This is a genomic window from Arthrobacter sp. MDT1-48-3 (genome assembly GCF_054511015.1).
Window position 1 is genome coordinate 329,188 of record NZ_JBTNDL010000001.1, and the last position, 25,179, is coordinate 354,366.

The 25,179-nt window shown below is 71.3% G+C and carries 28 protein-coding genes; 15 read left to right on the forward strand and 13 right to left on the reverse strand.

Features of this window, described 5'->3' with window-relative positions; translation table 11 throughout:
• Positions 1-197: 197 nt before the first annotated feature.
• From ACX80L_RS01640 to ACX80L_RS01650, 3 genes are read right to left on the reverse strand one after another with little or no spacing between them, the layout of a single operon-like run.
• Positions 198-1,292 carry a polyprenyl synthetase family protein gene (locus ACX80L_RS01640; protein WP_459287262.1) on the reverse strand — a complete coding sequence of 365 codons (1,095 nt, stop codon included), beginning with the start codon at positions 1,290-1,292 and terminating at the stop codon, positions 198-200.
• A gap of 9 nt (positions 1,293-1,301) precedes the next feature.
• A complete protein-coding gene (locus ACX80L_RS01645; protein WP_459287264.1) occupies positions 1,302-2,618 on the reverse strand; it encodes a geranylgeranyl reductase family protein in 1,317 nt (438 codons plus the stop codon).
• Positions 2,619-3,380 carry a demethylmenaquinone methyltransferase gene (locus tag ACX80L_RS01650; protein WP_133081090.1) on the reverse strand — a complete coding sequence of 254 codons (762 nt, stop codon included), beginning with the start codon at positions 3,378-3,380 and terminating at the stop codon, positions 2,619-2,621. It lies immediately after the preceding gene.
• A gap of 133 nt (positions 3,381-3,513) precedes the next feature.
• Here ACX80L_RS01650 and ACX80L_RS01655 point away from each other — a divergent pair, with 133 nt between their 5' ends.
• The 4 genes from ACX80L_RS01655 to ACX80L_RS01670 all read left to right on the forward strand — a co-directional run bounded on the left by ACX80L_RS01655 (position 3,514) and on the right by ACX80L_RS01670 (position 7,416).
• Positions 3,514-4,854, forward strand: a complete 1,341-nt coding sequence (locus tag ACX80L_RS01655) for an isochorismate synthase (RefSeq protein ID WP_459287266.1) — start codon at positions 3,514-3,516, stop codon at positions 4,852-4,854.
• 138 nt (positions 4,855-4,992) lie between these two features.
• Entirely contained in the window at positions 4,993-5,766 is a 774-nt protein-coding gene (locus tag ACX80L_RS01660) for a transporter substrate-binding domain-containing protein (protein WP_459267259.1), read from the forward strand.
• 82 nt (positions 5,767-5,848) lie between these two features.
• On the forward strand, positions 5,849-6,634 hold the full coding sequence (locus ACX80L_RS01665) for an amino acid ABC transporter permease (protein ID WP_133081093.1): 786 nt from the start codon (positions 5,849-5,851) through the stop codon (positions 6,632-6,634).
• Between the two features lie 5 nt (positions 6,635-6,639).
• Entirely contained in the window at positions 6,640-7,416 is a 777-nt protein-coding gene (locus tag ACX80L_RS01670) for an amino acid ABC transporter ATP-binding protein (RefSeq protein WP_133081094.1), read from the forward strand.
• Here ACX80L_RS01670 and menD read toward each other — a convergent pair whose 3' ends face one another.
• From menD to ACX80L_RS01690, 4 genes are all read right to left on the reverse strand, one after another.
• Positions 7,417-9,141, reverse strand: coding sequence for a 2-succinyl-5-enolpyruvyl-6-hydroxy-3-cyclohexene-1-carboxylic-acid synthase (gene menD, locus ACX80L_RS01675; RefSeq protein ID WP_459287268.1), 1,725 nt, complete (start codon positions 9,139-9,141; stop codon positions 7,417-7,419).
• A gap of 98 nt (positions 9,142-9,239) precedes the next feature.
• Positions 9,240-11,300, reverse strand: a complete 2,061-nt coding sequence (locus tag ACX80L_RS01680) for a PhoX family protein (protein ID WP_459287270.1) — start codon at positions 11,298-11,300, stop codon at positions 9,240-9,242.
• Positions 11,301-11,430: 130 nt separating this feature from the next.
• On the reverse strand, positions 11,431-12,234 hold the full coding sequence (locus tag ACX80L_RS01685; RefSeq protein ID WP_459287272.1) for a gamma-glutamyl-gamma-aminobutyrate hydrolase family protein: 804 nt from the start codon (positions 12,232-12,234) through the stop codon (positions 11,431-11,433).
• Between the two features lie 94 nt (positions 12,235-12,328).
• The gene (locus ACX80L_RS01690; RefSeq protein WP_459287274.1) at positions 12,329-13,393 is read right to left on the reverse strand and encodes an o-succinylbenzoate synthase; all 1,065 of its coding nucleotides are present in this window, start codon (positions 13,391-13,393) and stop codon (positions 12,329-12,331) included.
• 86 nt (positions 13,394-13,479) lie between these two features.
• Between ACX80L_RS01690 and ACX80L_RS01695 the strand changes: the two genes are divergently transcribed.
• The 3 genes from ACX80L_RS01695 (at position 13,480) to ACX80L_RS01705 (ending at position 16,248) form a co-directional block, all read left to right on the forward strand.
• Entirely contained in the window at positions 13,480-14,391 is a 912-nt protein-coding gene (locus ACX80L_RS01695) for a phosphatase PAP2 family protein (protein ID WP_459287275.1), read from the forward strand.
• Positions 14,392-14,496: 105 nt separating this feature from the next.
• The gene (locus ACX80L_RS01700; RefSeq protein WP_459287277.1) at positions 14,497-15,645 is read left to right on the forward strand and encodes a zinc-dependent alcohol dehydrogenase; all 1,149 of its coding nucleotides are present in this window, start codon (positions 14,497-14,499) and stop codon (positions 15,643-15,645) included.
• A gap of 9 nt (positions 15,646-15,654) precedes the next feature.
• Positions 15,655-16,248 (forward strand): hypothetical protein, encoded by a 594-nt coding sequence (locus ACX80L_RS01705; protein ID WP_133081099.1) that lies wholly within the window; start codon positions 15,655-15,657, stop codon positions 16,246-16,248.
• A gap of 176 nt (positions 16,249-16,424) precedes the next feature.
• Here the strand turns inward: ACX80L_RS01705 and ACX80L_RS01710 are convergent, their stop codons facing one another.
• Positions 16,425-17,660, reverse strand: a complete 1,236-nt coding sequence (locus ACX80L_RS01710; RefSeq protein ID WP_459287279.1) for an MFS transporter — start codon at positions 17,658-17,660, stop codon at positions 16,425-16,427.
• Positions 17,661-17,777: 117 nt separating this feature from the next.
• On the opposite strand from ACX80L_RS01710, the gene ACX80L_RS01715 reads away from it, so the two are divergent.
• From ACX80L_RS01715 to ACX80L_RS01725, 3 genes are read left to right on the forward strand one after another with little or no spacing between them, the layout of a single operon-like run.
• Positions 17,778-18,371, forward strand: a complete 594-nt coding sequence (locus ACX80L_RS01715) for a sulfite oxidase-like oxidoreductase (RefSeq protein ID WP_459287281.1) — start codon at positions 17,778-17,780, stop codon at positions 18,369-18,371.
• Positions 18,368-19,084, forward strand: coding sequence for a ferredoxin reductase (locus ACX80L_RS01720; protein ID WP_459287283.1), 717 nt, complete (start codon positions 18,368-18,370; stop codon positions 19,082-19,084). The genes ACX80L_RS01715 and ACX80L_RS01720 overlap by 4 nt, the downstream gene beginning before the upstream one ends.
• Before the next feature lie 2 nt (positions 19,085-19,086).
• Positions 19,087-19,371 (forward strand): DUF6510 family protein, encoded by a 285-nt coding sequence (locus ACX80L_RS01725; protein ID WP_133081103.1) that lies wholly within the window; start codon positions 19,087-19,089, stop codon positions 19,369-19,371.
• Between the two features lie 11 nt (positions 19,372-19,382).
• On the opposite strand, the gene ACX80L_RS01730 is transcribed toward ACX80L_RS01725, so the two are convergent.
• The 5 genes from ACX80L_RS01730 to ACX80L_RS01750 form a co-directional block, all read right to left on the reverse strand.
• Entirely contained in the window at positions 19,383-19,685 is a 303-nt protein-coding gene (locus tag ACX80L_RS01730) for a hypothetical protein (RefSeq protein WP_459287285.1), read from the reverse strand.
• 188 nt (positions 19,686-19,873) lie between these two features.
• Positions 19,874-20,254 carry a fluoride efflux transporter CrcB gene (gene crcB / locus ACX80L_RS01735; protein ID WP_459287287.1) on the reverse strand — a complete coding sequence of 127 codons (381 nt, stop codon included), beginning with the start codon at positions 20,252-20,254 and terminating at the stop codon, positions 19,874-19,876.
• Positions 20,251-20,676: a fluoride efflux transporter FluC gene (locus ACX80L_RS01740; protein ID WP_459287289.1), complete on the reverse strand. Its 426-nt coding sequence runs from the start codon at positions 20,674-20,676 to the stop codon at positions 20,251-20,253. The genes crcB and ACX80L_RS01740 overlap by 4 nt, the downstream gene beginning before the upstream one ends.
• Before the next feature lie 28 nt (positions 20,677-20,704).
• The gene (locus tag ACX80L_RS01745; protein WP_459287291.1) at positions 20,705-21,454 is read right to left on the reverse strand and encodes a dienelactone hydrolase family protein; all 750 of its coding nucleotides are present in this window, start codon (positions 21,452-21,454) and stop codon (positions 20,705-20,707) included.
• Entirely contained in the window at positions 21,451-21,858 is a 408-nt protein-coding gene (locus ACX80L_RS01750; RefSeq protein ID WP_459267272.1) for a DUF1801 domain-containing protein, read from the reverse strand. Before ACX80L_RS01750 ends, ACX80L_RS01745 begins: the two co-directional genes overlap by 4 nt.
• A gap of 138 nt (positions 21,859-21,996) precedes the next feature.
• Here ACX80L_RS01750 and ACX80L_RS01755 point away from each other — a divergent pair, with 138 nt between their 5' ends.
• The 5 genes from ACX80L_RS01755 (at position 21,997) to ACX80L_RS01775 (ending at position 25,153) form a co-directional block, all read left to right on the forward strand.
• Complete coding sequence (locus ACX80L_RS01755; protein WP_459287293.1) at positions 21,997-22,533, forward strand: GNAT family N-acetyltransferase; 537 nt, start codon at positions 21,997-21,999, stop codon at positions 22,531-22,533.
• 61 nt (positions 22,534-22,594) lie between these two features.
• Entirely contained in the window at positions 22,595-22,891 is a 297-nt protein-coding gene (locus ACX80L_RS01760; RefSeq protein WP_459267274.1) for a hypothetical protein, read from the forward strand.
• Between the two features lie 76 nt (positions 22,892-22,967).
• Positions 22,968-24,002 carry an NAD-dependent epimerase/dehydratase family protein gene (locus ACX80L_RS01765; RefSeq protein WP_459287295.1) on the forward strand — a complete coding sequence of 345 codons (1,035 nt, stop codon included), beginning with the start codon at positions 22,968-22,970 and terminating at the stop codon, positions 24,000-24,002.
• Entirely contained in the window at positions 23,999-24,487 is a 489-nt protein-coding gene (locus tag ACX80L_RS01770) for a hypothetical protein (protein ID WP_459267276.1), read from the forward strand. Before ACX80L_RS01765 ends, ACX80L_RS01770 begins: the two co-directional genes overlap by 4 nt.
• Before the next feature lie 45 nt (positions 24,488-24,532).
• On the forward strand, positions 24,533-25,153 hold the full coding sequence (locus ACX80L_RS01775; protein WP_459267277.1) for an AAA family ATPase: 621 nt from the start codon (positions 24,533-24,535) through the stop codon (positions 25,151-25,153).
• Positions 25,154-25,179: the final 26 nt, after the last annotated feature.

The following is a 25,179-nucleotide window of genomic DNA, read 5'->3' on the forward strand; positions in this document are numbered from 1 at the left end:
GAGGCTGCCGCCCGTGATCGACGGTGGGCCCTCCGCTATGTGGACGGGCCGCGGGGTGCGGCGGTACGGGAGATGCGGCGTCGTGCACGCGTTTCACCAGGGCGATCGCGTGTCGTCTCGGGACACGCCGACTCTCAGGGACACGCCCGCGGGAAAGCCGTGCACGAAGCCGCGGAAACGCAGGCGCGACGGCGGCGCTAGACGTCCCGGCTGACGACGGCCTGCGCGAAGCTCGCGAGGGCCTGCTTCACGACGCTGTCCGGGAGCGGGTCGAGGGCCGCGACGGCGTCGTCGGCCCACTGCTGGGCCACGGCCCAGGCCTCCTGCGTCTGCGGGTGCGAGCGGACGGCGGCGACGGCCTCGGCGAGGGCCTCGTCGGAGGAGAGGTCGCTGTCGACGAGCGCGACGACGTCGGCCGCCGAGGAGTCGCCGGCGGCTGCGGCACGGCGCAGCAGGATGACGGGCAGGGTGGGGACGCCCTCGCGCAGGTCGGTGCCGGGGGCCTTGCCGGACTTCACCTTCAGGCCCGTGACATCGATGACGTCGTCGGCGAGCTGGAACGCGACGCCCACCTTCTCGCCGTAGGAGACCATGACGTCCACGACCTCCGGCGGGGTGTCCGCGAAGAGGGCGCCGAGCTGCCCGGAGGCCGCCACGAGGGAGCCGGTCTTGTCCGCGATGACCGAGAGGTAGTGCTCGAGGTCGTCCTGGCCGTCGCTCGGTCCCACGGTCTCGTGCAGCTGGCCGAGGCAGAGCCGCTCGAAGGTGCGGGCCTGGATCCCGAGGGCCTCGCCGCCGAGTTCGGAGACCAGAATCGAGGCGCGGGCGAAGATGAGGTCGCCGGTCAGGATGGCGACGGAGTTGCCCCACACCTCGTGGGCGGTGGGCGCTCCACGCCGGTACGGCGCGGAATCCATGACGTCGTCGTGGTACAGCGTGGCGAGGTGCGTCAGCTCGACGACGACGGCCGCCTGGACCACCTTCGTGCGCGCCGGATTGCCGAGGTGGGAGGCGAGGATGGTGAGCAGGGGGCGGATGCGCTTCCCGCCGGCCTCGACGAGGTGGCGGCTGGTGGCGTCGGCGAGGGGATCGGAATTGGCGATCGCACCGCGCAGCTGCTTCTCGACCTCCGCGAGGCAGGACGAGACGGACGGCCCCAGCTCCGGGTCCTCGGCGATGAGGGCGAAGCCGGGAGGCAGACGCAGGGCATCGGCGTCGTCCGGGATGTCCGCGGTATCCAGCGCGCTGTTCAGACCCACGCTGGTCCACCCGGAGTTGAAGGATTGTGTCACGGTCTAAGACTAACCAAGTGGGGCGGCGCTTTGCGCACGCAGGTGGCCCGTCAGGGACGGCTGGTTGGAGGTGGGGGGCACGAGCGACTCGAGCAGGTGGATGACGCGATCCTCGAAGCCCCGACCGCCGGCGTCCGTCAGGTTCGCCAGCATGCGCACCACGAACCGCATGAGCACCGGTACGGGCATACCGGTCCGCAGGGCCAGGGACAGGATGGCGGGCTTGCCGATGAGCTGCGCGAAGATGCGGCCGAGCGTGAAGTGGCTGCCCCACTGCTCCCGCACGTACGGCGCGTACCCGGACAGGACCTGGTCCCGTCCGAGCGGCGAGGCGACGCCCTGCGCCCGCTCGATGAACTCGGCGGCATACCGTGCCGACTCCATCGCGTAGGAGATCCCCTCACCGTTAAAGGGTGACACCATGCCGCCGGCGTCGCCGAGGAGGAGCAGCCCGGGGCTGTAGTGCGGTGTGCGGTTGAAGCCCATCGGAAGGGCCGCTCCGCGGATCTCCCCCACCTGGTTCTCGGGACTGAAGCCCCACTCGGCAGGCATGCCCGCGGTCCAGTCGCGGAGCACCTGCTTGTAGTCGAGCTTGCCGAACTCCGCCGACGAGTTGAGGATGCCGAGGCCCACGTTGGAGGTCCCGTCGCCCACGCCGAAGACCCACCCGTACCCCGGCAGGGGCTTTCCGGTGGCGTCCGGCAGCTCGAGCCAGCCCTCCATCCAGTCGTCGTTCGTGCGGGGACTGGTGAAGTAGGTGCGCACGGCGACGCCGAGCGGCCGGTCGTCGCGCTTCTGCAGCCCGAGGCTGACGGCGGTGCGGGTGGAGTTGCCGTCCGCCGCGAGGACGACGTCGGCCGTGAAGGTGCGCGTCTCGCCGGTCTTGCGTCCGTCGGCGTCCAGGAGGTTGGCGGTCACCCCGGTGACGCGCCCGGCCTCGTCGCGCTGCGCCGAGGTCACCGAATGGCCCTCGAGGATCGTGGCGCCCGCGGACCGGGCGTGCTGCGCGAGGGCCTCGTCGAAGCCGAGGCGCGTGCGGACCAGGCCGTAGTCGGGGAAGTCGCTCAGCTCGGGCCAGGGCACCTCGACGGTCCGCTTGCCCGCGATGAGGCGCAGGCCCTTGTTGCGGCGCCACCCCTCGCTCTCGTCGTGCGGCAGGCCGAGGAGCTGCAGTTCCCGTGTGGCGCGGGGCGTCAGGCCGTCGCCGCATACCTTCTCGCGGGGGAACCAGGTCTTCTCGAGGACCGTGACCTCGATCCCGGCGCTCGCGAGGTAGTAGGCCGCGGTGGAACCGGCCGGGCCGGCACCGACGATGAGGACGGACACCTAGACGGCCGCCGAGATCCGGCGCAGGCGGACCTGCCCCGGCAGGAGCGGTTCCTCGCCCGGTGCCGCCGGCGCCTTGGTGGCGCGGTGGACGGCGACGATCCCGCCGTTGAGGTTGCGGTATTCGACGTCGTTCCAGCCGCTCTCGCCGATCCAGGCGGCGAGCTCGTCCTGGTTCGGCCAGGCGCGGATGGATTCCGCGAGGTAGACGTAGGCGTCGGGGTTCGAGCTGACCTTCCGCGCGATCGCCGGCAGCGCCCGCATCAGGTACTCGGTGTAGGTGGTGCGCCACAGCGCGACGGTGGGCGAGGAGAACTCGGCGATGACCAGCCGGCCGCCCGGCTTCGTGACCCGCAGCATCTCCGCGAGGGCCTTCTTCGGCTCGTTCACGTTGCGGAGCCCGAAGGAGATGGTGGACGCGTCGAAGGAGTTGTCCGCGAACGGCAGGTCGGTGGCGTCGCCGGCGACGAAGTCGATGTCCGGCCTCCGGCGCTTGCCGACCTTCAGCATGCCGAGCGAGAAGTCGCAGGCGACGACGTCGATCCCGGCGTCCGCGTACGGTTCGCTGGACGTGCCGGTACCGGCGGCGAGGTCGAGGACGCGCTGACCGGGTTCGGCGCCCACGGCATCCACGACGATCCGGCGCCAGCGGCGCGTCTGTCCCATCGAGAGGACGTCGTTGACGACGTCGTACTTGGGCGCCACGTCGTCGAACATGGCTGCTACTTCGTCAGGACGCTTCTCCAGCGATGCACGATTCACCTGCTCATTGTCTCAAACAAACACCCGGCGCCTAATCGGTACCGGACCATTGCGGCGCTGTCGGGGCGCACGTGCCCAAGCTCACGATGCCGCACGGATACGCCGCAGGACCGCGGAGTACGCTTGGAGCATCATGAGCACTCCGTCCCTCACCGCGCTGACGCCTGCGCCCGGACAGTCCCGCGGGCTCCGCAGCATCACGGTGGGACGCGCCGACATGGACCCCCAGTCGGGCCTCCTCGAGTACGTGGTCCGGAACGACGCCCACACCTGGATCCGGCGAGGTGGCGGGCTCGTGGGCTACGGCGAGACCGCGAGGTTCACCGTCACGGGCCCTGACCGCTTCACGCAGGCCCAGGAGTGGTGGCGACGCGAGCTCGCGGGCGCGGAGGTCGTGAACGAGCTCGGCGTCCCCGGGTCCGGCCTCATCGCGTTCGGGTCCTTCGCCTTCTCCAAGACCTCGCCGCACGAATCGCGCCTGATCGTCCCCGAGGTGGTGGTCGGCTGCAGCGAGGGCCGGAGCTGGCTGACGTTCATCACCGACGACGCCGAGGCCGCCCTGACCGCCGAGGCGGCCGAGGCCGCCCTCGCCGCCTACCTCGTCGAGCCCGACGCCGACCGCTCCCCCAGCCCCGGTGACAGGCTCGGCCCCGGCGTCCTCAGCGAGGAGCAGTACAAGCTCGCCGTCGCGGAGGGCGTGAAGCACGTGCAGTCCGGCGAACTGAGCAAGCTCGTCCTCGCACGCGACGTCGTCGCGGACCTCGAGACGCCCGTGGCCACCGCGCAGGTGCTGCGCGAACTCGCCGTCCGGTACGAGGACTGCTGGACCTACGCGGTCGACGGCCTGATCGGCTCGACGCCGGAGATGCTCATCAAGGTCGAGGACAACACCGCCCGGGCCCGCGTCCTCGCCGGCACCCTCGACCGTGCCAACGCTCCCGAGGGCGACCCCGACTACCCCACGCGGGTGCTGGCCGGGTCCGAGAAGCAGCTCCACGAGCACCAGATCGCGATCGACTCGCTCACCGAGACGCTCGAGCCCTTCACGAGTTCCATGACGTCGCACAGCGAACCGTTCGTCCTCCAGCTGCCGAACGTGTGGCACCTGGCGTCGGATGTCACGGCGCAGCTCGCCCCCGACGCCGCCGGCGAGATCCCGACGTCGCTGGCCCTCGTCCAGGCCCTCCACCCGACCGCCGCCGTCTGCGGCACCCCGACCACCGTCGCGGGTGCACTGATCCGCGAACTCGAGCACCTGCAGCGCGGCCCCTACGCCGGACCGGTGGGCTGGATCGACGCCGGCGGCAATGGCGAGTGGGGCATCGCCCTGCGTGGCGCGGTCGTCGAGACGCCGACGCGCGTGCGGCTCTACGCCGGCTGCGGCATCGTCGAGGGCTCGCAGCCCGAGGCGGAACTGGCGGAGACCTGGAGCAAGTTCCGGCCCATGATCCAGGCGCTCGGGCTGGCCCGCTGAGTCCTGCCCTTGGTTACCAATAAGCAATACCTGTAGCCTGTGATGCACATCTCTCTTTGCTCGTTAGAATCAGCAGGACCTTTTCCGCTCCATCCCGTCCGTTCAAGTGAGGTACCCATGCTTTCCAAGAAATCCGCAATGCTGGCCGCCCTGGCCGCCGGCGCCCTCGCGCTCAGCGCGTGTGGCGGAGGTTCCGACGACGCCGCGTCCGGCTCCGGAGAGGACAGTGGCCTGAATCTCGTCGCCGAAGGCTCGCTGACCGTCTGCTCGGACATCCCCTACCCGCCCTTCGAGTTCGAGGAGAACGGCGAGTACACCGGCTTCGACATGGACCTCATGAAGGAGATCGCCTCGGGCATGGACCTCGAGCTCGCCGTGCAGGACGTCGGCTTCGACGGACTGCAGAGCGGGGCCGTCCTCGCGGCGGGCCAGTGCGACATCGGCGCGAGCGCCGTCACCATCACGGAGGAGCGCAAGGCGAACCTCGCGTTCTCGGACCCGTACTACGACTCCCTGCAGTCGATCCTCGTCCCCGAGGGCTCGGACATCGCCTCGATCGAGGACCTCGCCGGCAAGCAGGTCGGCGTCCAGCAGGGCACCACGGGTGCGACCTACGCCGCCGAGAAGGCACCCGAGGCCGAGCTCGTCCAGTTCCCGTCCGACGCCGAGATGTACGCCGCGATCCAGGCGGGCAACGTCGACGCGCTCCTGCAGGACCTCCCGGTCAACCTCGGGCACACGGAGGAAGGCGCCTTCACCATCGCCGAGGAACTGCCCACCGACGAGCAGTACGGCTTCATCATGTCGAAGGAAGGCAGCGAGGAACTCGTCGCAGCCGTCAACGAGCAGCTGACGGCCCTGCGCGACAACGGCCGGTACCAGGAAATCTACGACTCCTACTTCGCGGAGTAGGACACCCCTACCCGAGCGGCGCCGGCAGTGCAGACTCCGGCGCCGCTCGGGCGCCACCTCCCGACGGAAGGTAATACCCCGCGTGAAACGATCGACACGCCGGCGCCTCACGCGAGGCGTCCTCTATGCGGTCTTCGCCGCCGCCGTCCTGTTCGTCGTCCTCTCGGCCGACTGGAGCAGGATCCAGACCAACTTCCTCAACGTCGAGGTCGCCCGGGACACGTTCCCCGAGATCGTCACGATCGCGGCGAAGAACACGGTCGTCTACACGGTGATCGCCTTCGTCGGCGGGATGCTGCTCGGCCTGCTCCTGGCGCTCATGAAGCTCTCGCCCGTCCTGCCCTACCGCTGGCTCGCGACCGCCTACATCGAGCTCTTCCGCGGCCTCCCGGCCCTGCTCGTGATCTTCGGCTTCGCCTATGCCGTCCCGATCGCCCTGCAGTGGCGCCCTCCGGGCGGCAATGCGGGCGCGGGCCTGATCGCCCTCATCATCGTCTCCTCCGCCTACATCGCGGAGACCATCCGAGCGGGCATCGAGGCGGTGCCCAAGGGGCAGGTCGAGGCCGCGCGCTCGCTCGGCATGAACTCCGCTTGGACCATGGTGACCGTCGTCCTCCCGCAGGCCTTCCGCATCATCACTCCCCCGCTGACCAACGAACTCGTGATCCTCATCAAGGACACGTCGCTGCTGTTCATCGCGGGCATGGCCATCGGCGACCGCGAACTGACCACGTTCTCGCGTGACGCCCTCACCAGCCAGGCGAACGCGACGCCGCTCGTGGTGGCCGCACTGATGTACCTCGTCATCACGCTGCCGCTGACCCAGCTGGTCGCGAAGCTCGAACGACACAACAAGAGAGGCCGGTGATTCCGGTGAGCCAGCCAGCATCGGGTGCCGCATCCCGCGGATCGGCCGCAGCCGTCCCCGCGATCGAGGTCCGGGCACTCTGCAAGACCTTCGGCAGCAACGAGGTGCTCAAGGGCATCGACTTCCACGTGGACCAGGGCGAGGTGGTCTGCGTGATCGGGCCCTCGGGCTCCGGCAAGTCCACGCTGCTGCGCTGCGTCAACCGCCTCGAGGAGCCCACCAGCGGCACCGTCATGGTGGAGGGCGTGGACATCACGGACAGCGAGACGGACCTGGACGACGTGCGGACGCGCATCGGCATGGTGTTCCAGCAGTTCAACCTGTTCCCGCACCTCACCGTCCTGAAGAACCTGACCCTCGCGCAGCAGCGGGCGAAGAAGCGGGGCAAGACCGAGGCCACGGAGATCGCCCGCAGGAACCTCGCCAAGGTGGGCCTCGCGGAGAAGGCGGACGCCTTCCCCTCGCAGCTCTCGGGCGGCCAGCAGCAGCGTGTCGCGATTGCACGCGCGCTCTCCATGGACCCGGACATGATGCTGTTCGACGAGCCGACCAGCGCGCTGGACCCCGAGCTCGTCGGCGACGTGCTCGAGGTCATGAAGCAGCTCGCCAAGGAGGGCATGACCATGATGGTGGTCACGCACGAGATGGGCTTCGCCCGGGAGGTCGGCGACCGCGTGGTGTTCATGGACGGCGGCGTCGTCGTCGAGCAGGGCAAGCCCGAGGACGTCCTCGGGAACCCGCAGCACGAGCGGACGAAGCTGTTCCTCTCGAAGGTGCTGTAGCTAGAGGAATCCGTCCGCCACCACATGGCGGATGCGCGCATGGAGGTCCCGGAGCGTCGCCCGCTCGGTCCGGACCTCGAGGATGGAGCGGCCCCGGATGGGCCGCTCCATCGCCGTATCCAGCTCGTTGAGCGTCGTCGCGCGCTCGTACCGCAGTCCGTAGGCGGCAGCGATCGCTGCGAGGTCCACGGTGTGCGGGGTGCCGAACAGCCGTTCGACGGCGGCGCCGTAGCGGGCAGTCGTCGATTCCGCACCGTGCTCGAGCAGGCCGAAGATCCCCCCGCCGCCGTCGTTGAGGACCACGATGTGCAGGTCCGGTTGCGGTTCACCGTCGCCGAGGAGGAGTCCGCCGACGTCATGCAGGAACGTCAGATCGCCCATGAGCACGCGCGTGGGGATGCCGGCGGCGAGCGCCACCCCGGTGGCGGTCGAGACGGTGCCGTCGATCCCCGCCAGCCCGCGGTTGGCGAAGACCTCGAGCGGGTGCCAGTCGGTGGCGGCGACGAGGTCCATGTCACGGATGGGGTTGGAGGAGCCGAGCACGAGGTTCCCGTCCGTGTGCTCCCACACCGCGTCGGCGAGGTGCAGGCCCGTGATGCGGGGTTCGCCGGCGAGCAGCGACTGGATCCCGGCCTCGGCCGTCGCCCCCGCCTCGCGCCACGAGCGCAGCCAGCCGTCGTCGCCGCGGCCCGCGAACTCCAGCAGCTCCGGGAGGTTGTCGATGATGCGCTCGGTGCGTCGGCCCTCCTCGAACCACGAGACGGGCGCGGGCAGGTACAGGGCGTGCTCGACATCGGGCCGTGCCAGCAGCGCGGTCACCGGACGGGACAGGGTGGGGCGGCCGAAGGTCACCACGCGTGTGATGGCCGGGCCGAGATGTTCGAGCAGGAGGCGGTACGGGGCGATCGCGCTGCTGCCGAAGCGGGCGTTCGACGACGGTTCCGCCAGCAGCGGCAGGTCCAGATGGGCAGCGAACACCGCGGCCAGTTCTCCCGCGCCGTGTCCCGCCACGACGACCGTGGTGCTCCCGGCGGCAGGCGTCGATGCCGCGGACGGATCCGGTGCGTCCGACGCGGACGCGGCGGGTGCGTCGCTGATCACGGCAGGCCGGTCCTCGAAGACCGCTGACTCGACGGGACGGCCGGCGCCGTCCGGTACCAGCGGATCACGGTAGGCCAGATTGAGGTGCACCGGTCCCGGCGGCTGCGTGGGCACGCCGTGCGCGGGCCCGCCGGTGGCGGCAGCGAGCGCCTCCCGGACCAGGACGGACGGGTCCTCGCCGGCGGGGACGTCGAGGCCCGCCCGGACGTGCACGCCGAACAGGCCCGGCTGCACCGTGGTCTGGTTGGCACCGGTCCCGCGCAGCTCGCCGGGCCGGTCGGCCGAGACCACCACGAGGGGCACCGCCGCGTGGTTCGCCTCCATCACGGCCGGCAGCAGCTCCCCCACCGCCGTGCCCGACGTCGTCACCACGGCCGCGGGGCGCTGCCCGCCGAGTGCGAGGCCCAGCGCGGTGAAGGCCGCCGACCGCTCGTCGATGCGGACGTGCAGCCGGACCAGGCCGGCGGCTCCCGCCTCCGCGAGGGCGTAGGCGAGGGGCGCGCTGCGGGAACCGGGAGCGACGACGACGTCGGTGACGCCGCCGGCGACGAGGGCCTGGACGGCCCGGGCAGCGGATGCGGCGGAATCGAGAGGGACCGGAGGGGATGCAGCTGGATCAGTCACGCATCCATCCTTCCATCCCCGGCACGCACCGGATCCCTCCCCCAGGACGGGATCCGGTACGTGCGATCAGCCCGGACCCCGGCCAGCTCGCGAGGCCGCTACGCCCGGTAGACCTGCACCACGGACGGCCGCGGGAGGGCGGCCTCGCCCCTGCCCGGCCGTGTACCTGCCGGTACGTAGTCGGGGAAGTAGGAGGTCTGGGCCGCCCAGTTCCCGTCCTCGCCGGGGTGCTGTACAGCGACGAACACGCTGCCGTCCTGGTCGTGGATCACCGGACCGCAGGTCTCGGCGTCCCGCGGCACCGCGAGGAACTGCTGCACGCGGCCCCGCTCGGCGCCCTCGAGGCCCACCTTGAACAGGCCGTCGTTGAAGCCCACCGTGCTGGGCTGGCCGTCGGTGGAGATCCACAGGTTGCCCTGGGAATCGAAGGCCACGTTGTCCGGGCAGGAGATGGGCGAGACCTTGTCCTTCGGGTAGCCCCCGAAGTAGGTGGTCGGGTTGCGGGCCGGATCGCCGCAGACCAGGAGCAGGTTCCACGTGAACCGGGTTCCGGACGCGTTGCCGCCCGCCTCCGACAGCTCGACGATGTGGCCGTCCCGGTTCTGCGTGCGGGGGTTGGCCTCGTCCGCGGGGGCGTTCGAGCCGACGCCGCGGTTGGTGTTGTTGGTGCAGGCGACATAGACCTTGCCCGTGGCCGGGTTGGGCTCCACGTCCTCGCAGCGGTCCATCTTCGTGGCGCCCATCCTGTCGGCGGCGAGGCGCGTGAAGACGGCGACCTCGGCGGCCGTCATGCCGGCAACGACGGACCGGTTGTCGATGAGCAGCGGAAGCCACTCGCCCACGCCGTCGAACGCGCCGTCGGAGGGCAGCGTGCCGGTGCCGTTGATCTCGGCCACGGAGTTGCCCTGGAAGCGCGCGACGTAGAGCGAGCCCTCGCTCAGCAGCGTCATGTTGGCCTTGCGCGCAGCGGCGCTCGTGCCGGGCTGGACCTTGTTCTTCGAGACGAACTTGTACAGGTAGTCGAAGCGCTCGTCGTCGCCCATGTACGCCACCACCCGGCCGTCCGAGGCGACGGTGACGTTGGCGCCCTCGTGCTTGAAGCGTCCGAGCGCGGAGTGCTTCTTGGGCGTGGAGGTCGGATCGAAGGGATCGACCTCGACGATGTAGCCGAAGCGGTGCTTCTCGTTCTCGTAGCCGGCGTTCCGCGTGTCGAAGCGCGGCTCGTCGATCTCCCAGCCCCGTGCGGTCGGGCGGTTCGTGATGCCGTAGCGGCGGTCACCGTCGCTGGTGCCGGTGGCCACGAAGTAGCCGTTGAAGTTCTCCTCGCCGGAGAGGATGGTGCCCCAGGGCGTGGTGCCGCCGGCGCAGTTGCCGAGGGTGCCGAGGATGCTGCGGCCCGCGGGGTCGTCCTTGGTCTTGAGCAGGTCGGAGCCTGCGGCGGGGCCTGTGACCTCGTACGGGGTGGTGGTCAGGTAGCGGCGGTTCAGCGGAGCGCCCTGGACGTAGGACCACGGCTTGTTCTTGTTCTTGCGCTCGAGCTCGACGACGGACAGTCCGTGCGCCGCCTTGCCGATGCCGCGGACCTCGGCGGCGGGCAGGGTCGGCGGAACCATGATGGTCTCGTTCGTGTACTCGTGGTTGGCGAAGAGCACCGCACGGCGCCCCTTGCTGCCCTCGACCTCGAGGATGTCCGTGTAGTCGCAGTTGTACCCGAACTGCAGCGCCTGCGCGGCGGCGGTCTGGTTCTCGGCGTCGAATGCAGGAGACGCGCTGAACAGCGGATCGCCCCAGCGGATGACCGGCTTCCAGCCGTAGCCCTGCGGCACCGTCATGTCGTCGACCAGGGCATCGACGGGCGCGATGGCGTCGAACGGCAGGTTGCTCTTGAGGTAGCCCTTGCCGGGCGGTGGCGCGGCCTGGGCCGAGCCTGCTCCGGTCTGCATACCGACGAGGAGCGTCAGCGCACCTGCGGCACCGGCACCGAGTGCGCTCCGGCGCGAGAACTCACTCGAGACGATGTCCCGGAAGTAGTTGTTGGCGGAGGTGTTGCAGACGGCGTCGGAACACGCATTGTCACACTTGAGTGCGCAGGTGACGGCACTGCGCTTCCCCTTGGTGTGGCCGAGCATGGGCAGCAGGCGGCGCGTGGTTTCAGTCATGGGTGGTACCTCTTCCAGGGGCGAACGGGTTCGCCTCCACCCTTCCGAGGACACCTGAACATCCATGGTGCGGGCCGATGAACGCCGGGTGAACGGCGATCGAACAGGCATCCCCCGCCCGGGTGGCTGCTCAGCCGGCCGGCAGGCCCATCTCCTGGAAGGCTCCGTCCAGATGCAGCGGGAGTGTCCGGCCCAGCTGCCGTTCCCGGGCGGCCTGCACGAAGGCGTCGAACAGCGCTGTCTCGGTGGGGCTCTGTTCGGGGTGCCACTGGACCCCGATGCAGAAACGGTTCTGCGGGAGTTCGATCGCCTCGATGACGCCGTCGTCGCTCCACGCCGCAGCCTGCAGGCCGAGCCCCAGCCGGTCCACGGCCTGGTGGTGGGAGACGGGCACCGCCTCGACGCGCGTGCCGCCCACCACCCGGGCGACGTGCGAACCGGGGCGGAGGTCCACGGGGATGGCGTTGAAGCGGTGGTCCCCCAGCTGGTACGTCCCCTCGCCCACGAGGTCGGGCAGGTGCTGGTGCAGTGAACCCCCGAGCGCCACGTTGAGCATCTGCTCGCCACGGCAGATCCCCAGCAGGGGCAGGTCGGTCCGGACCGCCTCCCGCACCACGGCGGAGTCCCACGCGTCACGCAGGAGGTGCGGACGATCGGTCTCGGCGTGCGGTTCGGCGCCGTAGCGTGCTGGATCGATGTCCCAGCCTCCGACCACGATCACGCCGTCGAGCCTCGGCAGCAGGTGCTCGAGCACACCGCCGTCGGTCCCCTGCGGAGGGAGCAGCACCGGGATGGCGCCGGCGGCGAGTACGGGCGCGAGATAGTTTTGGGGCAGGAATGCCGCCTCGATCGTTCCGCAACCCTCTGTCACGGCGGAATCGAGGTAGGACGTCAGCCCGACGACGGGGTGTGGCAGGGAGTCCGAAGTTGTCAAGGTTTTGTTCCTCTCACAAGACCATTGACGATCTAACCTAGCCCGCTCGTGTTGTGCCCGTATTTCCGCCGTGTGATTTTCGCGTGTCGTCCTGTCAGCCGCGGGATTCCCGCGATCCGTCGGCCAGGAGGGCGTAGGCCCGGTCCAGGCGTTCCAGCCACCACTGCCTCCTGTCGGGGGCGGCGGCGAACCTGTGCAGCTTCTCCTCGGAGACCTCGACCTCCCGTACCCCGATCCGCCCTAGGTGCGGCACCAGGGGGGCGTCGGTGACGTCACCGGCCATGAGCGACACCGTCGCGAGGCCGCAGGCATAGGGGAGGTCCGGCAGCGCGGCCGCCAGGGCCACGCCGGCCCGGATCCCGACGGAGGTGTCCAGGGCGGAACTGATGACGGCGGGCAGGCCCGCCCGTCCGATGATGTCGAGGGCACGCCGGACCCCGCCGAGCGGCGGGGCCTTGATGACCAGGATGTCAGCCGCGTCCTCGCGGGCGACGCGCAGCGGATCGTCCTGCCGGCGGACGCTCTCGTCGGCGGCCACCAGCACCCGGTGTCCGCGGCGGCGCAGTTCGAACCGCACGGTCCGCAGGCCTGCGATGTCCGGAACGGGCTGTTCCACGTACTGCAGGTCGAAGCGGGCCAGCGCGTCGAGCGCGGCCAGGGCTTCCCCGACGTCCCAGCCACCGTTGGCATCCACCTTGATCCCGACCTCCGGGAGGAGCCTGCGCACCTCCGCGACGCGGGCGACGTCGGCCGCGAGATCCTGCCCCTTCTCCGCGACCTTCACCTTGACGGCGTCCACCGCTCCGAAGCGGGAGAGCACGCCTTCCACGGCGTCCGGTCCGACCGCCGGCACCGTGGCATTGACCGGCACCGACGTCCGGAGGGGTTCGGGGAAGCCGTGCCAGGCCGCCTCGATCGCGGACGCGAGCCACGGGGCGGACTCGGCGTCGTCGTACTCGGGGAAAGGGCAGAACTCGCCCCATCCCGCCGGCCCCCGCACCAGGAGCGCCTCACGCTGGAGGACGCCCCGGAACTTCACCCGCATGGGCACCGAGACCACGCGCGCCGACCCGGCCACCTCCGCCGGACCGGGCAGCGGCAGGGGCGACGTCGGAGGCGTCGGCGGGGCAGGCGGTGGGGTAGGCGGAGGGGTGTGCACGACCTCAGGTTACGGGAGGTGCGGTCCCGGCCGGAGGTCACGGGACGGTTACGGGACTCGCAGGATCGTATGGAACGATTGGGTCGATGACGTCGCAGCGAACCTCTACCGGGCAGGCACGGGCAGCACGCTCACCCCTGCTGTTCGTGCTGGCCGCCGTGGCCTGCGCGAGCGCGCTGGGCTGGACCTACTGGGCGTTCGTGCGCACCACCACGGGCCAGTTCGCCGACGAGTCCGCGTGGCGCGAGGCCGGAGTCGCGGCGCCGGACACCCAGGGTCCCTTCCTGCGCTTCCTGGACACGCTCCCCACCATCTCCGTGATCGCCGCAGCCGCCGCCATCCTCTTCGTCGCCCTGAGGCGTCGGAGGTATGCGGCCGCGCTCATCGCCGTCGCCGTGATCCTGGCGTCGAACCTGACCACGCAGCTCCTGAAGAACGTCGTGTTCGACCGGCCGGACCGCGGCGTCGCGACGCTCGCCTTCAACTCATTACCGTCAGGGCATACGACGCTGGCGGCGTCCGCCGCCGCGGCCGTGTTCGTCATCGCGACACCGCGCTGGCGTCCCTTCGCCGCAGCGGCGGGCGGGTCGTACTCCGTCCTCGCCGGGGCGGCCACCTTCATCAACCTCTGGCACCGGCCCGCCGACGTGGTGGCGGCGCTCCTCGTCGTCGGGACCTGGACCCTGGTCGGCGGGCTGATCATCATGCGGACCGGCGACACCTGGAACAACTGGCAGGGGTTCGGCGCGCACTGGGGGTCGGCCCGCAGCTGGCTCGTGGCGTGCTGGGTGCTCGGGCTCGGGAGCCTCGCGCTGTCGGCGGCCCTGTACTTCTCCGTGCAGGCGATCGGGCCGGCACCCGAACCCGGCACGGCGAACGTACCCCTGTTCTTCTGGTGGGGGCTCGCCTGGATCGTCGGCGTCGGCTTCACGCTCTCGGCCGCCGCGGGATGGCTCTTCGCGGCGCAGGCCCGGGTGACGGCACAGCAGCAGGCGTAGCACCCCGCCGGCTCCTCCGCACCCCGTTTCCCTCCGCCACCGGACCGTTGATGCGCCGCCGCGACGGTGCGACGCTGGCCGGACCAGCGACGAAGGAGGCGGACGATGAAAGCCATGGTGTACCGCGGGCCCTACAAGATCCGCGTCGAAGAGAAGCCGATGCCGAGGATCGAGCACCCGAACGACGCCATCGTCCGGGTCACCACGGCTGCCATCTGCGGTTCCGACCTTCACCTCTACCACGGCATGATGCCGGACACCCGCGTGGGCACCACGTTCGGGCACGAGTTCATCGGCGTCGTCGAGGAGGTGGGGCCCTCCGTCCGGAACCTCACGCGCGGCGACCGCGTCATGGTCCCCTTCAACGTCTACTGCGGGTCGTGCTACTTCTGCGCGCGCGGCCTGTACTCGAACTGCCACAACGTGAACCCGAACGCGACGGCGGTGGGCGGCATCTACGGCTACTCGCACACCACCGGCGGGTACGACGGCGGCCAGGCGGAGTTCGTCCGCGTGCCCTTCGCCGACGTCGGACCCGCGATCATCCCCGACTGGCTGGACAGCGAGGACGCGGTGCTGCTCACCGACGCCCTGGCAACCGGGTACTTCGGCGCGCAGCTCGGGGACATCGTCGAGGGCGACACCGTGGTGGTGTTCGGCGCCGGCCCCGTGGGCCTGTACGCGGCGAAGTCTGCCTGGCTGATGGGAGCGGGGCGCGTGATCGTCGTCGACCACCTCGAGTACCGGCTCGAGAAGGCCCGCACGTTCGCGCACGCGGAGACCTACAATTTCGCCGAGTACGACGACATCGTGGTGGAGATGAAGAAGACCACCGACTACCTGGGCGCGGACGTCGTCATCGACGCCGTCGGGGCGGAGGCCGACGGCAACTTCCTCCAGCACGTCACCTCCTCGAAGTTCAAACTGCAGGCCGGTTCCCCCGTCGCCCTGAACTGGGCCATCGATGCGGTGCGCAAGGGTGGCACCGTGTCCGTCGTCGGAGCCTACGGGCCCCTGTTCAGCGCCGTGAAGTTCGGCGACGCCATGAACAAGGGGCTCACCCTGCGCATGAACCAGACGCCGGTGAAACGCCAGTGGCCGCGCCTGTTCGAGCACATCCAGAACGGCTACCTCAAGCCCAGCGACATCGTCACGCACCGGATACCCCTCGAGGACATCGCCGAGGGCTACCACATGTTCTCGGCGAAACTCGACAACTGCATCAAGACACTCGTCATCGCGAACCCCAGCTAGGAGATCACCGTGTCGTCATCCACGCCGTCCACGCCCTATGTCGCGAACAAGTCCAGGGACATCCCCACCCCCGAGGCACTGCGCGCCCGGATCCCCGGCTGGGGCGCGGACCTCGACCCGAAGGACCGACCGTCGTTCCCGCGGGAGGTGTTCGACCCGGCCGGGACCGGGGCGCACTGGGACTACCCCGAGGAGCAGCCGGGCGGAGAGGGCCGGGAGCGGTCGGTCGAGCACAGCCGGCTGACCCCGGCCTTCGGGACGAGCGCTCCCCTGAAGGGCGTCTCCGGCAGCATCCGGCGCTATGCCTACCGGTACAGCGAGGGCCGCGCCGCGCACTGGCTCCTGCTCCTGCTCGGTGACCGCGTGGACGCATGGGGTTCCCACGCGGCATCATTCGCCACGCTGCGTCCCGACAACCCCATCACGGAGACGGGCGTGCTGGCGGAGGGACGCCGGCACGGCCTCGCGTCCCGCTTCGGCACGGGACGCGCGGACACCAAGCATCAGTGGATGGATCCGATCATCGTCGGCGGCCCGTGGGTCGCCGCCTCGGCAGGCGTCGTCCTCGCCGCGCGTGCCATCGCCCGGCGCGGAAGGCGCTGACCGCCCGGAGCACCGCACGGGATGGTGAACGATGCTGCACACCGGGTCCATGGACATCGACAGGACGACCATCGACGACGAACTCGCCCGGGTGACGGATGTCTGGACGCCGCACGTGTCGATCGACCAGCAGCTCTCCCCGTCCAGCGCCCCGGCCTGGTGCCCCACCGCCGGGGTCAGACCCGGGAGGCCGGCTCCGCCGACCCCGGGGCGGCGCGCGGGATCCAGTACCAGAGGACCCCGGCACCGACGAAACCGAGGGCCGCCGTCACCCAGATCCCCGCCGAGAGCGTGGCCAGCGCCGTCACGAGGGAGAGCAGCGCCGGCCCGGCCATGGTGCCGGCGTCGGTGAGCAGGCGCCAGATCCCGAGGAACTGGGGACGGCCCGGTGTCGAGGACAGATCGGCTCCCAGCGTCATGACGATGCCGGACCCGATCCCGTTCCCGAAGCCGATGAGCAGGGCCACGAGCAGCAGGCCCACGGCATCCGCGGTGAGGGGCAGCAGGGTCAGGGCCGTCCCCATGATGAGCATGCACGGCACGGCGATCCACCGGCGGCCCTTGACGTCCATGACCTTGCCCGAGGGGTAGAAGATCAGCATGTCGATCGCGCCCGAGAGCCCGTAGATCAGTGCCGTCGCCGAGGCGTCGAGGCCGATGTTCTCCGCCCACAGGGGCAGCACCGCCTGGCGCGTGGCCCGCACTGCCGCGATGAGGAGCACCCCGATGCCGACCGTGACGAAGATCCGCCGGTGGCTGCGCATGACGGAGCGCACCGTCGGGGCCGGCGGCGGTGCCAGGGCGGCTCCGACCGCGTTCTGTGCAGGGAGCGGCCTCCGGGCCGGTGCGTCGAGTTCCGGGACACGCCAGCTGAGGGCGGCAGCGGCGAGGCTCGCCACTCCTCCCACCCAGTACGCGCCGTCCAGCCCGAGGGTACTCATGGCGAGGGCTGCGGCGAAGGGACCCACGAAGACCCCGATGCGGGTGACACCGCCGAGCGTCGAGAGCGCCCGCGCGCGGAAGTACGGCGGCACGGCCTCGGTCAGGTAGCTCTGCCGCGCGAGCCCGAACACTGCGCCGGCCATCCCGACCATGAAGACGGCAGCAGCGAACACCGGCAGGGTGGGTGCCGTGAGCGCGAGGAACATCGCCGCCGCGCACCACAGGGCGGCGCCCACCAGGGCCTTCCGCTCGCCGAAGCGCGTGGCGATCAGGGTTGCAGGGACGTTCGTGACCAGTGATCCGATGCCGGAGAGCGTGATGACCAGGGCGGCCGTCGCGAGGTCGGCGCCCAGCTGGCGAGCCGTCAGCGCGATGACGGGCAGGATCGCGCCCGTGGCCACCCCGTAGAGCAGCGAGGGGCCGTAGGCTCCCACGGCGATGGCGCGCAGGTCGAAGGTCTCCTCGGGCACCGTTCAACCCTAGTCCGCCCTTCCGGCGTCCGCGTGACTGCTCTGGACAGTGCCGGGCGGCTGGCATACGTTTCTCCTACCGCCGAACCGGCGTCCTTCCTCAGGCGGGAGTACCGCATGGCAATACCGACCTCAGGCTTCGCGGGCAGGCGGCGGACCAGGGACGTGAACCTCCCGCCGGGCCAGTACGCGACCGACAGCTTCCCCGTCATGTCCGCCGGCCCCACACCCCGCGTGCTCCGGGCGGACTGGACATTCCAGATCGCGGCCGGCCAGGGCCGGACGCACCAGTGGACGTGGGAACAGCTGCAGGCCCTGCCCCAGGAGGACGTCACCACGGACATCCACTGCGTGACCCACTGGTCGAAGTTCGGTACCGCCTGGCGCGGCGTCTCCCTCGACACGCTGTTCGAGGACGTCGAATCCGGGTCCGACCACACGATGGTGCACTCGTACGGCGGCTACACGACGAACATCCCGCTCGGGGACCTCCTCGACGGGAAGGCGTGGCTCGTCCACGAGTTCGACGGCGAGCCGCTCGCTGCCGCGCACGGCGGGCCGGCCCGGCTGCTCGTACCCCACCTCTACTTCTGGAAGAGCGCCAAGTGGGTCAGCGGCATCCGACTGATGGACCAGGACCTCCCGGGCTTCTGGGAGACCAACGGATATTCCATGTACGGGGACCCGTGGCGCGAGGATCGCTACTGGTGAGGCGGACGTGGCAAGCGGCAGAGGTCAGCGCCGCCCGGCCCGAGACGGCGACGGCGCGTACGCTGCGGCTCCGCTTCCCCGACGCGGTGACGGGTGTGCCGGGTCAGCACGTGGACCTGCGGCTCACTGCCGAGGACGGCTACCAGGCCGTGCGCTCGTACTCGGTAGCGGCGTGGGTGCCGCCCCACGAACTGGAGCTGACGGTCGAGGAGCTCGACGACGGGGAGGTCTCCCCCTACCTCGTCACCGAGTTGTCCGTGGGGGACCGGCTCGAGGTCCGCGGTCCCGTGGGCGGCTGGTTCACGTGGACCCCGGACCTCGGAGGCCCGCTGCAGCTCATCGCCGGAGGATCGGGCATCGTCCCCCTCATGGCGATGCTCCGATCCCATGCGGAGGCCCGCTCGGTGGTGCCGGCGCGCCTGCTGTATTCCGTCCGGGACCCCGGGAGCGTGTTCTACCGCGGTGAACTCACCGTCCTCGGACAGGAGGACACGCAGGTCACCATCGACGTCGCCTACACCCGTGCCGCGCCCGACGGCAGGCCCGTCGGGCGGCTCACGCGGGACGCCGTCACCGCCGCCTGCTTCCCGCCCGAGGACCATCCGGCCATCTACATCTGCGGCTCCACGGGATTCGTCGAGTCCGTCGCCTCGTGGCTCGTGGAGGACGGACACGACGCCGGCCGCATCCGCACCGAACGATACGGAGGATAGGGATGGACGACCAGCAGCAGCACTCCCCGGACCAGGACCACCTCGACGGCAATGCCCTCGCGGGCGCCCTCGAGCAGTTCGTCGCCGACCTCACGAGCGCCGACTGCACGTGCGACGGCTGCGGATCGTCCGCACCCCTGGCGACCGCCCTGCTCTACGCGCGGGCTCCGGGCATGGTGCTGAGGTGCCCCACCTGCACCGCGGTCCTCCTGTGCCTCACGGATCAGGGTGAGCGCCAGGTCCTGACGCTCGACGGCGTCCGCCATCTCGTCATCGCCCGACGCTGAGGACGGTTCGCTCAGTCCCCGCCGCCGTCTCCCCCACCGCTCCCGGAGTCGAGGAAGCCCGGCAGCTCGGCCTCCGGGTCTCCGTCCGGCACCGCGACGAAGGTCTGGACCGAGTCACCGGCGCGCAGGGCCGCGACATCCGCGTAGTCCGGGAGGCCGATGGCACCGGGGCGGGTCGAGGCCGGCATCCCGAGAGGGTCGAACGGCACCCCGGGAGGCATCTCGCCGGGTACCTGCACCGTCGCGTCGGTACCGGGTGCGAGGTCTCCCACCAGGGAGATCGTCAGGGCTGCCTCGTCGTCGATCGTTCCCACGGGATCCTCCTCCTGTCGGGCCGCCTGTGCGACCCTGTGGATCGATCGTCCCCGTTCCGGCGGTGGTGTCAAGGGGCATCGTGGAGGGTGGCCCTCGAGCCTGCCCGGCCGCGAGGACGGGTCACAGCTGATGGACGGGCCGCACCTGATGGACGGGCCGTGCGGGAGCCGTCGCCCGAGGCTGCACCTCAGGCGGCCAGCAGTCCGATCGACAGTCCCGCCCCCGCTGCAGCGAGCGCCGCCGCCGCGGTTCCCGCACCCGACAGCACCGCGGGCCAGACACGGCCGGCCTGGAGCAGCCGCACGGTCTCGTTGCTCGCCGTGCTGAAGGTGGTGTAGCCGCCGAGGAATCCCGTACCGCCCACGAGCGTCCACGCGGGCGGAAGGGCTGCTGCGAGGACGAGTCCGGTCAGGAGCCCGAGCAGGAAGGAGCCGCTGATGTTGACGGCCATGGTGCCGGCGGGGACGGTACTGCTGACGCGCGCGCGGAGGGCGCCGTCGAGCAGGAAGCGCGCCACCGAGCCCAGCCCGCCCGCGACGCCGAGCACCAGCACGAGTCCTCCGCTCACGGCGCCCCCCCCCGCGCGCCCGGTGGGCGGGTCCGGCTGCCCACGGCGATGCCCACTGCCGTCGCCGCCAGTCCCAGCAGGACGGACAGCACGAGGTAGGCGATGCCCTCGACGGCGCGGCCGGCGCCCACGAGGACCGCGGAATCGACGGCGAGCGCGCTGTACGTGGTGAAGCCGCCGAGGAAGCCCGTGCCGAGGAGGAGTCGGGCTGCCCGGCGGCCGCCCGTGTCCGGGCCCCGCCGGGCGAGCACTTCGAGGAGCAGCCCGAGGGCGAAGGCCCCCGTGAGGTTGATGAGGAGGACGGGGAGCGGAAGGCCCGCCGGTGCCGGCAGGGCCTCGGCGAGGCCGAAGCGCGCGAGGGTCCCCGCGGAACCGCCCAGGAAGACCAGGCCCAGGGCGGCGGGCCGGAGGTGCGGTGGCACCCTCCCCTCCGTCGGGCGTGCCGGGGACTCAGGCAACGTGGCGCGCGAGGAAGTCCAGGGCCAGGCTCCAGGCGTCCCCTGCCGGCCCGGGCCTGTAGGCGAAGCGGTTCGAGTCGTTGAAGAAGGCATGGCCCGCGTCGGGGTAGACCGTGGCGGTGAAGTCCACGCCTGCCTCCGCCATCGCTGATTCCAGCGCCGGCAACGCGGTGACGAGCCCGCCGTCGTCCTGCCCGTAGAAGGCCAGGACGGGAGCCTCGATGCGCGCCAGTTCCTCGGCGGAGAAGTCGGCGTGGCCGTAGAAGGGCACGCATGCCAGGAGCCTCGGCTCGTGGACGGCGAGCGAGAAGCTGTACGTACCGCCGAAGCAGAAGCCGGTGATCCCCACGCGTCCGGCCACCTCGGGGTCGTCGTGCAGGAACTCGAAGCAGGCCTGCACCCGCTGCGTCGTCAGCGCACCGAACCCGGGGTCCTGCAGCGGCGCCAGCAGTGCCCGCAGCTTCGGCTGGGCCCGGTTGCGAGCCTCCGCGTCCGGGCCGGCGATGGCCTCACCGATGCCGGCGGTGCTCTCCTCGGTGATGCCCTGGTCGGCGAGGAGGTCAGGGGCGACGACGACGTAGCCTTCCCGCGCGAAGCGGTCGGCGACGTCCCGGGTGTGGCCGACGAGCCCCCAGACCTCGTGGAGAAGGACCAGCCCGCCCCGCACCGGGCCGTCGGGGCGCGCCACGTAGGCGGAAATGCTGCCGGCGCCGGTGTCCGTGAGGATGTCCTGGAGGCTCATTCGCCTAGGCTTGCACGCTTCGTCAGGGTCCGCCAACCGCCTGCGCGGTTGTCGGCGATGATGGCCCGGAAGATCTCCCGCAGCGCGTCCTCGTCGAGGGGCCGGTCCTCGTACACCGCGACGGTCCGTCCCGTGGAGTTGGTGTGCCCGCCCGTGATGATGCCCTGGGGGTCGGGGGCGAGACCGCCGTCGTAGAGGAAGACATTGACGTGGTCCCTGGTGGCGAGCAGCGCGCAGACGTTGCCCTGCAGCACGAAGTACGGCTGGCGCGTGCGCTTGATCGTCTCCTCCACCTCCGGGTCCGCCTCGTGGACGAGTCGGCGGACCGTTCGGCAGATCTCCTGCTGCCAGGGCGGCAGAGCATCGATGTAGTCATCGATCCGGGGTTCGGGTGCCGGGGCCATGCGGACAGTGTGCCAGTGCGGCCCGCCGGCGGGAAGGGGCAGGCCGGAGCGACGGCCCCGGGCGGAGCCGCTGGCCACCACGCGGAGTCCACGCAGCGGTGGCGGTTCCTCGTCCCCGCCCTGCACTACAGTTGCCGGGTGCCACGACCTACGCTGCCGTCCGGAGGAGGCCTGCGGCTCCTCGAACCGTCGGACGCCGAGGCTCTCGCGCGGGCCTACCGGCAGAACCGGGAGCAGCTCGAGCCCTGGGAGCCGCTCCGCGACGACGCCTTCTTCACGGAGGAGGGCCAGGCGGAACGGATCGCCGGAATGCTCGGCGGCCTGGCTGCAGGGACCGACGTGCCCTGGGTCCTCACCGCCGGGGACGGGATCGCCGGCACGATCACCCTGTCGGGGATCGTGCGGGGACCCTTCCTCAACGCCCACGTCGGATACTGGGTGGACCGGCGGCTGCAGGGCCGCGGTCTCTGCTCGGCAGCCCTCGGGGAAGTGCTCCGCTACGCGCGCGACACCCTCGGACTGCACCGGGTCCAGGCGTCGGTCCTGCCGCACAACGCGCCGTCGATCGCCGTTTTGGAGAAGGCCGCGTTCACCGTCATCGGCCTGGCGCCGTCCTACCTGTGCATCGCCGGGGACTGGCAGGACCACACGCTGTACCAGCGCCTCCTGTACTGATCCGGGGACACAGGGAGTACTATCGGTGCCACCACAATCAGTCAACGACGACGGACGTGTGATGACCACCAGATTCTTCCTCCCTCTCGGCATCCTCAGCATCTCCCTCGGATTCTTCGCCCTGTTCGCGGGCGCCCGCGGCTATCCCCTCCTCCTGGTCGTCGCGGGCGGCATCGTGCTCGCGCGGCTGTGCTTCCGGCGGGTGCCCGCTCCCCGCGGGGACCCCGATGACGGGCGGGCCTCCCGGTTCTCGATGCCCCCCGTCGGCACCTGCCCGCCCGAGCGCCTGCGCGAGGCGCGCGATCTCGCGGCGCGGGTCCTCGAGGCGTCGGACACCACCGGCGCACACCGGCGGTGATGGCCCTCCGCCGGCCCGCGGACCCGAGCGCGCCCTCGGCCTGCCCTCCGCCCGGGTGTCCTGCCGGGTGCGCTCCGTGAGGCGGGTCCTGATCCTGGGCGGCACCGCGTGGCTCGGCAGGGAACTCGCCACCCGGCTCGTGCGCGGCGGGGACGACGTCACCTGCCTCGCCCGTGGCACCGCCGGCCCGCCTCCGCCCGGGGCCGCATTCGTCGCTGCGGACCGATCGGACGCGACGGCGTACGACGCCGTCCGGGGCTCGGACTGGGACGAGGTCATCGAGATCTCCTGGGACGTCGCGCACGTCACCGCGGCCCTCGATGCGCTCGGAGCACGGGCCGCCCACTGGACCCTGATCTCCTCCTGCTCCGTCTACGCCTCGAACGACGTCCCAGGTGCGGACGAATCCGCGCCGCTGGTCGAGCCGGGTGAGGGCGGCGGGGACGACTACGCGCAGGCGAAGGTGCTCTGCGAGCGGGCGTCGACGGCGGTGGTCGGTGACCGCCTGCTGATCGTCCGCGCCGGGCTGATCGCAGGACCCGGCGACGGGAGCGACCGGTTAGGCTACTGGGTCTCACGGTGCGCCCTGGCCCGGGACGGCGACGTGCTCGCGCCGACCCTCTCCGGCCGGTACGTGCAGGTCATCGACGTCCGTGACCTCGCCGCCTGGACCATCAGCGCCGGCCGGGCCGGCGCCACGGGACCGATCAACGCCGTGGGTGACGCGCACCCGTTCGAGGAGGTGCTCGCCCAGGCGCGCCCTGTCGCCGGTCACACCGGTGCCGTCGTCGAGGCGGCACCGGAATGGCTGGTGGAGCAGGGCGTCGCGTACTGGGCGGGGCCGCGATCCCTCCCGCTCTGGCTCCCCGAGGACTTCGGCGGCTTCAGCCGCCGCAGCAACGCCGCCTTCCGGGCCGCGGGCGGCGTCCTGCGGCCCCTCCGGGAGATCCTCGAGGACACGCTCGACGACGAGCGTGGACGCGGGCTCGGGCGTGAGCGCCGGTCGGGGTTGACCCGCGCGGAGGAGAGCGGACTGCTCGCCCGGCTCGGGGGCAGGACATCGGCCGGCCAGCCCGGCACTCGCGACCGGGTCGGAGGGGCAGGACCATGACCGGCAGGACCGCGAGGGCGGCAGCCCTGTGCGCGCTGGTGCTCGCCGCGACGTCCTGCACGGCGGAAGCGCTCCCCTGCACAGCGGTCGCAGCGCTCGGGGGGCTGTCCATCAGCGTCGAGGGAGGACCTGCAGCCGTCGGGGCGGGACTCGACCTGACGGCGTGCACCGAGGACGGCTGCACCACCACCGAGGTGGTGCTGACCCCCGGCTCGTCGAATGCCGGGGAGACGTGCAGCCCCGAGGCGAACTCGTGCAGCGTCTCCCCGACGCCGGACGGCACCCTCCAGGGGTTCGCCGAGCTCGACCTGCCCGAGCAGGAGGTCCGCGTCGACGTGGTCCTCCGGGGGACGGACGGGTCCACGAACGGCTCTACGACCACCGTCCTCCCGGCCAGGGTGTACCCGAACGGCGAGCAGTGCGGGGGCGACGCGGTGCAGGGTCATCTGGTGCTCGACGACGGCGGGCTCCGTCCCGGTCCGTGACCACCCGTCGGGGCCACCCGGGGAACGGCGCCGGTGCGGGTTCCGTTGAACCGGGTACATCCTCCACGGAAGGCTCTTCCCCTGCGCATCCTCCTGACCGGTATCGACGGGTCCGGCAAGAGCACGGCCGCCCGCGACCTCACCCACGCCATCACCGACCGGGGAGACCGTGCGGTGATGCTCAAGACCCCGGCCGGGCGCCGGACCATGGCGGCGTGGTGGTCGCGGCTGGGCCGGGCGCCGGGACCCCGCCTGCAGGACACGCTGGAGACCGTGGCCCGCGTGGCCAATGCCCTTCTCCACGAAGTACGACTCCTCCGCTTCGACGGCGTGGTCGTGCTCGATCGCGGACTCACCTGCCAGCTCGCGCTGCGGGAGGCACGCGGCCTGCCGCGCGGCGTGCTCCTGCCGTGGCTCGAGCGGATCCTCCCGGCGCCGGACGTCGTCGCGCATTTCGACCTGCCCGTCGACGTCGCGCTGCGTCGCGTCGCGGCGCGCGGCACCGACGTGGAGACACGCGCGGGGCTCGCGGCACTGCAGGCCGGCTACCGGAGGCTGCCCGGGTTCGGCTCCTTCACGCTCCTCGATGCCGACCGGCCGGCGGGGGACGTCCTCGACGACCTGCTGGCCCTCGTCCGCCGGGAGACCGCCGGGGCCAGGGCCTGAGACCCGGCCCGGTGCAGGACGGCGGC

What these genes read in the sequence shown, in the direction of transcription:
- ACX80L_RS01745 (WP_459287291.1), bottom strand. Translation starts at nt 21,454, where the DNA reads ATGAGCCTCCAGGACATCCTCACGGACACCGGCGCCGGCAGCATTTCC.
- ACX80L_RS01715 (WP_459287281.1), top strand. Translation starts at nt 17,778, where the DNA reads ATGGCAATACCGACCTCAGGCTTCGCGGGCAGGCGGCGGACCAGGGAC.
- ACX80L_RS01725 (WP_133081103.1), top strand. Translation starts at nt 19,087, where the DNA reads ATGGACGACCAGCAGCAGCACTCCCCGGACCAGGACCACCTCGACGGC.
- ACX80L_RS01760 (WP_459267274.1), top strand. Translation starts at nt 22,595, where the DNA reads ATGACCACCAGATTCTTCCTCCCTCTCGGCATCCTCAGCATCTCCCTC.
- ACX80L_RS01750 (WP_459267272.1), bottom strand. Translation starts at nt 21,858, where the DNA reads ATGGCCCCGGCACCCGAACCCCGGATCGATGACTACATCGATGCTCTG.
- ACX80L_RS01700 (WP_459287277.1), top strand. Translation starts at nt 14,497, where the DNA reads ATGAAAGCCATGGTGTACCGCGGGCCCTACAAGATCCGCGTCGAAGAG.
- ACX80L_RS01680 (WP_459287270.1), bottom strand. Translation starts at nt 11,300, where the DNA reads ATGACTGAAACCACGCGCCGCCTGCTGCCCATGCTCGGCCACACCAAG.
- ACX80L_RS01695 (WP_459287275.1), top strand. Translation starts at nt 13,480, where the DNA reads ATGACGTCGCAGCGAACCTCTACCGGGCAGGCACGGGCAGCACGCTCA.
- ACX80L_RS01770 (WP_459267276.1), top strand. Translation starts at nt 23,999, where the DNA reads ATGACCGGCAGGACCGCGAGGGCGGCAGCCCTGTGCGCGCTGGTGCTC.
- ACX80L_RS01660 (WP_459267259.1), top strand. Translation starts at nt 4,993, where the DNA reads ATGCTGGCCGCCCTGGCCGCCGGCGCCCTCGCGCTCAGCGCGTGTGGC.
- ACX80L_RS01655 (WP_459287266.1), top strand. Translation starts at nt 3,514, where the DNA reads ATGAGCACTCCGTCCCTCACCGCGCTGACGCCTGCGCCCGGACAGTCC.